At 59.8% G+C, this 10,274-nt stretch carries 10 protein-coding genes; 2 read left to right on the top strand and 8 right to left on the bottom strand.

Annotated features, from left to right (window positions below):
• The 3 genes from IH881_18860 to IH881_18850 form a co-directional block, all read right to left on the bottom strand.
• Positions 1-336: hypothetical protein (locus IH881_18860; protein ID MCH7869762.1), on the bottom strand; the 336-nt coding region annotated here is incomplete at its 3' end.
• 252 nt (positions 337-588) lie between these two features.
• Positions 589-1,731 (bottom strand): acyl-CoA dehydrogenase family protein, encoded by a 1,143-nt coding sequence (locus tag IH881_18855; GenBank protein ID MCH7869761.1) that lies wholly within the window; start codon positions 1,729-1,731, stop codon positions 589-591.
• Positions 1,732-1,848: 117 nt separating this feature from the next.
• Positions 1,849-2,286, bottom strand: coding sequence for a GGDEF domain-containing protein (locus IH881_18850; protein ID MCH7869760.1), 438 nt, complete (start codon positions 2,284-2,286; stop codon positions 1,849-1,851).
• Positions 2,287-2,318: 32 nt separating this feature from the next.
• Here IH881_18850 and IH881_18845 point away from each other — a divergent pair, with 32 nt between their 5' ends.
• Both IH881_18845 and IH881_18840 read left to right on the top strand, forming a co-directional pair.
• Complete coding sequence (locus IH881_18845) at positions 2,319-3,215, top strand: IS481 family transposase (protein MCH7869759.1); 897 nt, start codon at positions 2,319-2,321, stop codon at positions 3,213-3,215.
• On the top strand, positions 3,215-3,367 hold the full coding sequence (locus IH881_18840) for a hypothetical protein (GenBank protein ID MCH7869758.1): 153 nt from the start codon (positions 3,215-3,217) through the stop codon (positions 3,365-3,367). Before IH881_18845 ends, IH881_18840 begins: the two co-directional genes overlap by 1 nt.
• A 6-nt stretch (positions 3,368-3,373) precedes the next feature.
• Here the strand turns inward: IH881_18840 and uvrC are convergent, their stop codons facing one another.
• The 5 genes from uvrC to ispD are packed head-to-tail and all read right to left on the bottom strand — an operon-like array spanning position 3,374 to position 9,934.
• The gene (gene uvrC, locus IH881_18835) at positions 3,374-5,260 is read right to left on the bottom strand and encodes an excinuclease ABC subunit UvrC (protein MCH7869757.1); all 1,887 of its coding nucleotides are present in this window, start codon (positions 5,258-5,260) and stop codon (positions 3,374-3,376) included.
• Between the two features lie 15 nt (positions 5,261-5,275).
• Positions 5,276-7,291 (bottom strand): excinuclease ABC subunit UvrB, encoded by a 2,016-nt coding sequence (gene uvrB / locus IH881_18830; protein MCH7869756.1) that lies wholly within the window; start codon positions 7,289-7,291, stop codon positions 5,276-5,278.
• A gap of 23 nt (positions 7,292-7,314) precedes the next feature.
• The gene (locus IH881_18825; protein ID MCH7869755.1) at positions 7,315-8,721 is read right to left on the bottom strand and encodes a cysteine--tRNA ligase; all 1,407 of its coding nucleotides are present in this window, start codon (positions 8,719-8,721) and stop codon (positions 7,315-7,317) included.
• Positions 8,718-9,215 (bottom strand): 2-C-methyl-D-erythritol 2,4-cyclodiphosphate synthase, encoded by a 498-nt coding sequence (locus IH881_18820; GenBank protein MCH7869754.1) that lies wholly within the window; start codon positions 9,213-9,215, stop codon positions 8,718-8,720. The genes IH881_18825 and IH881_18820 overlap by 4 nt, the downstream gene beginning before the upstream one ends.
• Positions 9,212-9,934 (bottom strand): 2-C-methyl-D-erythritol 4-phosphate cytidylyltransferase, encoded by a 723-nt coding sequence (ispD, locus tag IH881_18815; GenBank protein MCH7869753.1) that lies wholly within the window; start codon positions 9,932-9,934, stop codon positions 9,212-9,214. Before ispD ends, IH881_18820 begins: the two co-directional genes overlap by 4 nt.
• Positions 9,935-10,274 lie beyond the last annotated feature (340 nt).

Raw genomic sequence — 10,274 nt, 5'->3', positions numbered from 1 at the left:
GAGGGCATCCCGAGACTCGGCCTCAACGATCATGTGAAGATGATTGTGCTGGATGGAATACTCAACCAACCGAAAGTCACCGCGCTCACACCCCTGGACGAATGTCTTCCGAACTTCCATCACGAGTGATCGTTGCCGAAGGTTCGAGAGCCCCTTTACAACACGCAACGTCACATGGGCGGGAGTGAGTTTATCGAAGTTAGATCGTTGTCGATGAGGCACCTGGCCCCGCCCAACCCGCTTGGCCCCAGCCCCTTCGCGCGGCCCGCCATGCCCAGAGGTCATGCGCTTCTGCATGACGAAGTCAGCGAGTTCCAACTGCTTGATTACTGCCATGCCTCTACTGTAGCAGGAACCATCGCCATTTTCAACCCAATAATGCGTCAGATACACAAAATAAACACAACCGCAATCTGTAAACTTTCATTCACCCACTGTCCGCGCCACCGCCACGCCCCGCACGAACTCACCACCCTCAACCACCCTTCCCCTCATTCGCCCAAATGGCACCCAACCTCAGTACAGCAAGACCCCCAAGCCTCATCCCCAAAATCCCCGCAACAACCCATCGCCACCTGCAGGTACCCCCTAAGCATCAACCCCATCGCTCGGGGTGTCCGCCATCAGATCTCGCGCGTAATCAAGGGTGGAAGCCGGGCTCGCGAAGAAGTGTTGGCTGCCGGCGTGGATGTCGCGGAAACAGCGCTGGAGCGGGCCGTTGCGCAGGCCGGTGGTGCCGGCGAGCAGATACGCTTCGTGTACGATATTTGCTCCTTCCTGATTGACGTGGACTGTGGCTTGCCGCACCACGTTGCATAGCTTTGGGTTTACCTTGCCGGTTTTCCGCACGTCTTGCTCGAGTTCGGTAAAGATCTGATACACCCACGTTGTCGCTGCGTGGTAGCGCGATTCCAGGGTTCCAATGGCGTGCAAGAATCTTTCGCTGTCATTCAAGCTGGTGGTCGCGCCCATGCGCACCTTGGTCTTGGCGATGGACCGCAGTTCATCGAGCGCGCGACGCACCACGCCGATCGCAAAGCCCGAGTGTCCGATCGCGGTAAGTCCGATCACACCAATTTCATACATCTCGCCACCTCGCCTTCGGGTGGGCGCTGCAAACAGGAAGGTGGCCTCCTTGGGTATGTAGACGTCGTCCATTGCATAGTCGTAGCTGGCAGTGCTGACGAGCCCCAAGACATCCCAATTCCCCTTGACTTCAATGTTGTCCCGAGGAGTGATGCCGAACAGATAGGTCGCGGGGGCATCGCTACCCGCTTCGGGGAGAACCAGGAACCCCGCTCCGGCCCACTTCGCGTAACTCATGCCACTCCCGAACTGGTAATTGCCGCTGACTCGAAAACCGCCGCCGTCCGGCGTCGCGGTTCCGTTGGGCGCAAACTGCCCGGCCGCAAGGGGGACACCGTCTGCGAAGAGTTCACTCACGACAGGTTCTTCGGCGTAGGCGCCGAAATAGCCAATGGTGGAGGCCCCGGCCATCAGGCACCAACCCGCGGACCCGTCCGCGCGCGCGACTTCTGCAAAGACGTCGAGCAATTCGCAAATTGATAATTCACTGCCCCCGACTTCCTTTGGAGTCAGGACACCGAACAGATCCGCTCCCACCAGAGCGTCGACGGTTTCTTTCGGGAGTTCTGAACTTTCGGTCTTCGACGCCTGGGCATCGATGAAGGTTCTCAGTTCACGAGCGCGGTCGAGCATGGAGGCAGTCAAGGAGAAACTCCTGTTCTTTCATCAAGTGGCTGGGGCCCAAAGCATAGGGATAGGAAAGCTGGCGAGGTTCGCAAGTTTGGAATTGGGGGTTCCTCAGGTTGCTCGCCGGTCCTGTTCCTATGGCTCCTCAGAGACGACGTATTGGTCGCGACCACCGTCTTTGGCGCGATAAAGTGCCTTGTCGGCTCGCTCGATGAAGGCGGTGGGACTCAATGACGGCTCGCGGAAGGTGAAGGCCAGCCCGATGCTCGCGGTAATTTCCAGGGCCGTTCCGGAGTCCAGCGTCATGGGCTCTCGAGACAGCGCCGTGCACAGGCGCTCGCCAATCGCCGGGGCGTCAGCAAGCGAAGCATGGGGGAAAACAAGCAAGAATTCTTCGCCTCCCCAACGCACCACGGAGTCGTAATCGCGTAGTTGCCGCTGCATTCGAGCGGCAACGATCTTCAATACCTGATCCCCCGCGTTGTGTCCGTGAAGGTCGTTGACGTGTTTGAAATGATCGAGGTCCAGTAGAGCGATTGTGAAATTACAGATCCAGCCGGACAGTCCTGTCATGATAATGGCAGACACTGACCGAGGGGATCTGGATGACAGAAGAACAGCGGGAAATCAGACGTAAGAAGCGTGTTATCGAGTACGCCGAGAGGAATGGCAACATCAAGATCGCATGCCGGCGCTTCGGAATCGCGAGGTCGACCTTCTATCTTTGGCGAGATCGGTACCGAGAGTCGGGCGACGAGGGGTTGAGGCGTCGGATGCGCGTCTCCCACAATCACCCAAACAAGACCCCGGAAGAGGTGGTGGAGAAGATCCTGCACCTTCGCCGGACCTACCACATGGGCCCGATACGCATTGTCTGGTACTTGGAGCGGTACCTCGGCATCAAGACATCGGACGCGACGGTCTACCGTGTTTGCAAGCGGCACGGCCTCAATCGACTACCGAATCGTATGGGGCGGCGAGCGGTACACACGCACCGCTACGAGAAACAGGTCCCTGGCCACCACGTCCAGGTGGACGTCAAGTTCCTGACTTTGAAGAGGAAACGAGGTGGCTCGGTGCGCCGATACCAGTACACGGCGATCGACGATGCGACTCGAGTGCGCGCATTGAAGATCTACAAGCGACATACCCAGAAAAGTGCCATCGACTTCATCGATTACGTCGTGGAGAAGTTCCCGTTTCGGATCCAGACGATCCGCACGGATCGCGGCCACGAGTTCCAGGCGCTCTTCCACTGGCATGTCGCTGACAAAGGCATGGAACACGTCTACATCAAAGCGCGAACGCCACAGCTGAACGGAAAGGTCGAGCGGTCGCACCGGACCGACAAGGACGAGTTCTACCAGCTCCTCACGTACAAGGGGGATGTGGACCTCGAGAAGAAGTTGGCGGTCTGGGAACGCTTCTATAACAACGACCGGCCGCACGGGGCGCACAAGGGAAAGACACCGTACGAGGTGCTGAGGGAAAAGCTAAGCTAATGAAAAACGTCCGGCAGGATCTGCTACATCACACCCCCGCTGGCATGACGATCGCCGCGCGTGGTCAGGAAGTAAGCGACAGCATGCTCAAGCGCCTGGCCAACTTCCGCCGGAATGCCGGCATCGTGGAACCCATCGCGATTGTGAAGTAGGCGGGGCTACGGCCCGGGTTCTGGCTGCGACCGCAGCGCCGCAAAGAAATCAAAGATCATCTCGGCGTCCGACCCGGAAACGCCCGGAACGTTGGCCAACTCTTCTCGAGAGGCCTCGCGAATGCGCGTGAGCGAACCCAGCGCCTTGAGGAGCGCCTTTCGCTTCACCGGACCGATTCCGGGCAGTTCTTGCAGGATCGAGGTGAAGTTGACCTTGCTGCGCAGCTTGCGCTGAAATTCGATGGCGAAGCGATGGGATTCGTCTCGCACGCGCTGTAGTAGCAGCAAGCCCCGGGAACCAGGATGCAGCATGATCGGGTTGGCGCGCCCAGGTCGGAAAATACGCTCCGCCTTGAGCCCGCCGCCGCGCTTCACACGGGCTTTGGGTCCCTCGCCATCGCGTTCCTTTGACAATCCCAGGGTGTCGAGTTCCAGGCCGATGTCGCCGAGCACCACAATCAGCACCCCGAGCTGTCCCCTGCCCCCGTCCACCATCAATAGATCGGGCAGCGGCTCCTGAACAATCCGTGACATCCGGCGCTGCAACACCTCGCGCAGACAATCGTAGTCGTCACCCGCCTGGGCACGTCGGATGCGGTAACGCCGATAGTCCGACTTCACCGGAACACCGTCTTCGAAGACCACTCGACTCGCTACAGCCAGGGTCCCCTGCAGATTCGATACGTCGTAGCACTCGATACGTCGGGGCAGCGCGGTCAAGTCACAGCGTTTCCTGATTTCTTCGAGCGCGCCCTCTACACTGGTGCGGGCGCGCAAGCGCCGTTCGAGGGCCACTTCGGCATTGTCGATCGCCATCTGCACGAGCGTCTTGAGATCGCCGCGCTTTGGAGCCTTCAAGCGAACCGGGCGTTCGGCTCGATCGCACAACATGCCGAGTAGCGCTTCAGCGTCCTCTACCGCGGTCGGTGTCAATATCTCGCTGGGAATGCGACGGCCGAACTCTTCACCGTAGTACTGACCGAGAAACGAACTCACGACCGCGCCGGGGTCGAGGCGTAAATCGGAGAATGCAAAGTCTTCTGCGCCGATGACCCGCCCTTCGCGCACGTGGAATACCTGCATTACGGCGTCTCCGCCCTCTTGTGCCAGACCAAAGACGTCGCGGTCAACCGGTTGCTCGACGATGATGCGTTGATGTTCGAGGGTGCGTTCGACCCCTGCGATGCGATCGCGTACCCGGGCCGCCTCTTCGAAGTTTTCCTCCGCGGAAGCCTTCTCCATTCTCTCATTGAGAGAATTCATGAGTTCGGCCGAGCGCCCGCGCAAGAACAGCAGAGTTCCCATCACGAGTTCGTTGTAGCCGGCTTCATCGATGCGATCGCAGCATGGAGCCGCACATCGTTTCATTTCGAATTCGATACAGGGTCGTCCGCGGCGCCGGTAGTCTCGAAACACGGCGTCGGTGCACGACCGCAGCGGAAAGATCCGCCGCAGATCCCCCAGCGACTTCTTGAGTTCGATGCTCGAAGTGTACGGCCCGAAGTACTCCGCCTTGTCCCGGCGGAATTTTCGCACCGTTTGCAAGCGAGGCCATTCGTCATTCGGATCGAGACGCAGAGCGAGGTACTGCTTGTCGTCCCGCAAACGCACGTTGAAGGGCGGCTTGTACTGCTTGATCAATTCATTTTCGAGCAGCAGCGCGTCTTTTACGTTTTCGGTCGTCAGCACGTCGACATCCGCGGCGCGTTCCACCAGTGCCGGGATACGCATGCGACTGTCTGCACCGGAAAGATATTGGCGAACTCGACTTCGCAAGTTCTGGGCTTTGCCGACGTAGAGAACGTGGCCGTCGGACGCTTTGAACAGATACACCCCAGGGCCGGTCGGCAGGGACGCGGCGCTTTCTTCGAGCTTGCTCTTCTCCTCAGCCATTCCTCGCACCCCGCATCAGCCGAACCGCAAGCGCCGCTCCTCGAGTTCGTTGATGCGGTCGCGTAGATCCGCGGCTCGCTCGAACTCGAGGTCCTTGGCGGCGGCCTTCATTTCACTGCGCAGGGCCTTGATGAGCACTGGAAGTTCGTGGGCGGGAACGTGGGGCTCGGCCAATTGATCGGATTTCGGAACCGTCACGTAGTCCGACTCCCAGATCGAATCGTGCAAGCTAGTGATCTTCTTGGCAATGGTCGTGGGCGTAATGCCGTGCACTGCGTTGTATTCTTCCTGCACAGCGCGGCGACGATCGGTTTCTTCGAGCGTGCGCTTGATCGAATCCGTTCGCTTGTCGGCATAGAGGATCACTTCGCCCCTGGCATTGCGCGCCGCACGGCCGATCGTCTGGATCAAGGATCGGGTCGAACGCAGGAAGCCCTCTTTGTCCGCGTCGAGGATGGCCACCAGTGAAACTTCCGGAATATCGAGCCCCTCGCGCAACAGGTTGATCCCCACCAATACGTCAAACCCGCCTTCTCGCAACTCGCGAATGATCTCCATACGCTCGATCGTGGCGATGTCGCTGTGGAGATAGCGAATACGAATCCCCAGCTCGGCGTAGTACTCCGTGAGTTCTTCCGCCATTCTCTTGGTCAAGGTGGTGACGAGGACGCGTTCCTTCCTTTCCACCCGCAGCCTGATCGCTTCGAGCAGATCGTCAACCTGTCCACTGGCCGGACGGATTTCGATCTTGGGGTCTATCAATCCAGTGGGGCGGATGATCTGTTCCGTCACCACGCCCTGGCAAATCTCCATTTCGTATTCGGCCGGGGTCGCGGACACGTAGATGGTCTGCTTGGCCCGCTCGCGCCATTCATCAAATCGCATCGGGCGATTGTCGAGGGCCGACGGCAACCGCCAGCCGTATTCGACCAGGGTCTCTTTTCGGGCCCGGTCTCCGCGGTACATGCCTCCGATCTGTGGAATCGTGATGTGGCTCTCGTCGAGTACCACCAGGGTGTCCTCGGGGAGATAGTCGTAAAGGGTGTACGGGGTCTGGCCCTGGGAACGACCATCGAGCCAACGAGAGTAGTTCTCGACCCCGTGACAAAAGCCCATCTCCTCGAGCATCTCGAGGTCGTACATCGTGCGTTGTTCGAGGCGCTGGGCTTCGAGCAACTTGCCCTCGCGTTCGAAGTGCTGCAACCGTTCCATCAACTCGGTGCGAATGCCTTCGATCGCCTGCTTGATGCGCGTGCGCGTGGCCACGTAGTGACTCGCCGGATAGATCATCACACGCTGGGGTCGCGACAGCACCTTCCCACGCAAGGGGTCAATCTCGGCCAGACTCTCAATTTCGTCGCCGAAGAACTCGACCCGAATCGCCCGCTCGGCTTCATACTGGGGAAAGATTTCGACCACATCGCCCCGCACACGAAAGGTGCCCCGGTGAAAGTCGTGATCGTTTCTGGTGTACAGCAGGTCGACCAGGTTGCGCAGCAAGTCGTCGCGCACCAGATGCATGTCGGTTTCGAGGTAGGCGTGCATGCTGCCGTAGTTTTCCGGCGCTCCAAGTCCGTAAATGCAGGAGACGCTCGCCACCACCAGGGTATCTCGGCGGGTCAGGATCGAATGCGTGGCGGAATGCCGCAGCTTGTCGATCTCGTCGTTGACCGACGAATCTTTTTCGATGTAGGTATCGCTCGCCGCGATATAGGCTTCGGGTTGGTAGTAGTCGTAGTAGGAGACAAAGTACTCGACCGCGTTGTTGGGAAAGAGACCCTTGAATTCCGCGTAGAGCTGGGCGGCCAGGGTCTTGTTCGGAGACATGACGATGGTGGGACGATTGATCGCCTCCACGACGCACGCAATCGTGAAAGTTTTGCCGCTGCCCGTAACCCCGAGCAAGGTCTGATGTGCATCGCCGCGCTCGATCCCGGCGAGCAACTCAGCAATCGCGGCGGGCTGATCTCCCGCTGGCTTGTAATCCGAAACAAGCTCGAACGGGATCCCCTCATCCAGGCCCCTCAGCATTCTCGCCCTTGTTCCGGCCGCACTCACTTGCGGCTCCAGCGCGGTCCTTCCGGCGAATCGACGATCACAATCCCCTCTGCCGCCAATTCGTCCCGGATCCGATCTGAAGTGGCAAAGTCTTTGTTCTTGCGAGCCGCTTCGCGCTCGACCAACAGCCTGTCGATCCGCGGATCTACTTCCGCAACTTCTTCTGCCGCAGTGGCGTGCGCAAGATTCAGCCCGAGCACCTCGTCGAAGTCCAGCAACAGGTCACGCCGATCGGCGGGGGAAAGAGAGTCGCTGCGCGCGACCTCCCAGGTGACCGCCATCGCCTTGGGGGCGTTGAGATCGTCTGCCAGCGCTTCGCGAAAGCGCGCACGATATGGCGCCTGGGCTTCGGTCGTGCCCTGCCCCTGTTCTTCGCGCAGCCCCGCGACGACGTTCACCAGCCGTCTATACCCTTTTGCCGCCGACTCGATCGCCTCGTCGTTGAAGGTCTGTTGCTGACGATAGTGAGCCTGGAGCACGAAATAGCGAAAGGCCAGGGGTTCAATCCCGCGATCGACCAGATCGTCGATGCCCTTCACGTTGCCCGTGGATTTCGACATCTTCTCTCCACCGAAGTCCAGGAATTCGTTGTGGATCCAGACACTCACCCAGGGCTCGATTCCAAAGGCGCATTCACTTTGTGCAACCTCGTTGGTGTGATGCACGGTCGCCAGATCAATACCGCCGGTATGAATGTCGAAGCGCTCGCCGAGATACTTGCTGCTCATGGCCGAACACTCGAGATGCCAGCCGGGGAAGCCCCGACCCCAGGGCGAATCCCACTCCTGAAGTCGCTTCACTCCCTCCTTGGCAAACTTCCAGATGCCGAAATCTGCGGGATGGCGTTTGCCTTCGACTTTGTCGATGCGTTGCACTGCGCCCTGCCCCTCGAGATCGAGCTTGGCCAGATCGGCGTAGCGAGGAAACTTTGAGATATCGAAATAGATGCCGTCCTCGAGTCGGTATAGAAAGCCCTTCTGGTCGAGAGTCTTGGCGAGCGCGATCTGCTCTTCGATGTGATCGGTGGCCTTGGGGTTGAAATCGAGCTCCTGGCAGTTCAAACGCATGCGGTCTGCGTGCCAGAGTTCGGTCCACTTGTTGGCGATTTGCTCCGCGGTCTGGCCGGCGCGCTGGGCCGCCAGTTCCATTTTGTCTTCGCCTTCGTCCGAGTCGGAGACCAGGTGTCCAACGTCGGTGATGTTGACCACGTGGGTCACCGCGAAGCCTTCGCTGCGGAGAAACCGCTTGAGCAGATCGGGGACGAGTTGCGAGCGCAGGTTGCCAATATGCGAGGGGCCGTAGACCGTGGGGCCACAGGTGTAGATCCCCACCTTGCCCGGCACGAGCGGAACAAATTTTTCTTTCTTCCGCGTTCGCGTATTGTAAAAGACGATCTCACTCACCGGCGCCACTCCCCCCCCCTCGCTACGAGCAACACGACAACCAGCGCCGCCATTCCTTCTTCTCTTCCCAGAGCGCCGAGATGATCGGTGCTCGTCACCTTCAAATTGATGCAAGTCTGTGGGCTGCCCAGCAGGGATGCCAGGTTCTTTTGAATTTCCGCCTGGTGAGGAGCGAGCCGTGGCACCTGGGCAATCAAGGTGGCGTCGAGGTTCCCCAACTCGAGGCTTCGCTCGCGCATCATTTCTACGACCCGTTCGAGCAGAATTGCGCTGTCGATCCCGCGCAGACTTTCGTCGGAAGAAGGAAAGTGTCGACCGAGATCCCCCTCCCCCATGGCGCCCAGGATGGCGTCACAAACGGCGTGGAGCAGAACGTCCCCGTCGGAGTGGCCTTCGAGCCCGCGATCGAACGGAATCTCGACTCCGCCGAGGACCAGTCGCCGGTCCGACACGAGTTTGTGTGCGTCAAATCCCTGTCCAATTTTGGGGTTCATCGGCTTTCCTCCCCAGCCAATCCGCTCTCGGCCGCTAGCCAGCTCTCGGCCTTCAACCAGCTCTCGGCAAGAGCGAGGTCTTCAGGCAGAGTAATCTTGATATTGCGAATACTTCCACTCACCACTCGCACCGGGATTCCGAGTCGTTCGACCAGCTGGGCGTCGTCGGTTCCCGCGAACCCGTCGGCCCGAGCCTTGTCGAGCGCCTCCCGGAGCACGTCATAGCGGAATACCTGCGGTGTCTGAGCCGACCAACACTCGTGTCGATCGGGGGTTTCGACCACCGCCCCGTCTCTCACTCGTTTGATGGTGTCCCGAGCGGGCACCGCGAGCAGCGCCGCGCCGTGTTTTTTTGCCTCAGCGATCACCCGCGAAATGTCCTCCAGCGCAATCAAACAACGCGCCGCATCGTGCACGGCGACCCATTCCACCGACTCCGGCAACGCCGCCAGGCCCGCCGCAACCGAATCCTGCCGCACAGCCCCTCCGATGACAGGATCGAGCCGCTTGGGACTCGGCCCGAGCCCCAGTCCAGCAAAGCGCTCGACATCGTCGGCGCCGATCACCGGTTGCACGATGTCGATTTCCAGCGCCCGATCCATCGCGGCCAGGGATCGCTCGAGCAGGGTCTGGCCCACCAACTCGACGTAGGCCTTTGGGAGTTCTCTCCCCAACCGCTCCCCGCGCCCCGCCGCCACTACCAATGCTGCAACCGTCATGGCGGGGGATTCTAGCAGGCTGCGCGCGGCCTTATACGCTCGGCGCTCCGGGGTCCCCCCCGATTTACAAGCTGCGGGGTTCTTGGCCGGGTTTTCGCGGATCTGCTAAATGATTGCCCCGACACGACGACGCTCCGTGTTTTATCCATGTCTGACCCCAATGCGCTTCTTCGATCCATGTATTGAGATCGGCAATCGAATTGCCGGGTATTTGTGAGTCTCGTTTTGGAGGAATCCCATGCTATTCGCAACCCACGCTCATTTCCGAATTGTCCCGATCCTGCTCGCGGTGGCCTTTACTGCCAACGCAGAACCGGAGATGGATGCCGTCCCCGAGGAG

Source organism: Myxococcales bacterium (assembly GCA_022563535.1).
Taxonomy (GTDB): Bacteria; Myxococcota_A; UBA9160; order UBA9160; family UBA4427; genus DUBZ01.
Note: the sequence above shows the minus strand (reverse complement) of the source record. Positions and strands in the feature narration are given on the sequence as shown.